1 pseudogene is annotated in these 679 nt (G+C 68.5%); it reads right to left on the reverse strand.

Going from position 1 to position 679, the window contains the following annotated elements:
- Positions 1–679: pseudogene (locus D0901_RS20795) on the reverse strand (sigma 54-interacting transcriptional regulator); the annotation flags it as partial.

Below are 679 nucleotides of genomic sequence, written 5' to 3' on the forward strand. Positions count from 1 at the left end.
GTCCATCAGCGTCGTCCAGGCGTCCATCAGCGTCGTCCAGGCCGTCGGGTGCAACACCTTGGTGCGCGCATAGCGCTGGTTGAGGTGGCCCAGGCAGCGCTCGACCAGCGCCGGGATGTCCTCGCGACGCTCGCGCAGCGGCGGCAGGGTCACCGGGATGACGTTGAGCCGATAGTAGAGATCGAGCCGGAAGTCACCGCTCGCCACCCGCGCTTCCAGATCCTGGTTGGTGGCCACCACCAGGCGGAAGTCGACCCGCCGTGACTGGACATCGCCGAGGCGCGTCAGGGCAAGGCTGGGGTGCTGGAGATGGCCCATGGCGGCACGCTGTTTCTCGACGAGATCGGCGAGTTACCGCTGGCGATGCAGACCAAGCTGCTCAAGGTGATCCAGGACGGCCGCCTGACGCGCCGCGCCGCTGAAGGCACCGGGCTGGTAGCCGAACATCTCGGATTCGAACAGCGCCTCGGGGATCGCCGCGCAGTTGACGTCGATGAAGGGCCCCTCGCCGCGCTGACTCCAGCGGTGGAGCTGTCGGGCGAAGGCGGTCTTGCCCACCCCCGACTCGCCGAGCATCAGCACCGTGGCATCGGTGGGCGCCACGCGCTTGAGCAGCAAGGCGATCTCGCGCATCACCGCGCTGCGCACCTCGAGCGTGTCGAGGTCGAGCGCATCGTCC

The organism is Modicisalibacter coralii (genome assembly GCF_004117855.1).
In the GTDB taxonomy this organism is placed as follows: domain Bacteria; phylum Pseudomonadota; class Gammaproteobacteria; order Pseudomonadales; family Halomonadaceae; genus Modicisalibacter; species Modicisalibacter coralii.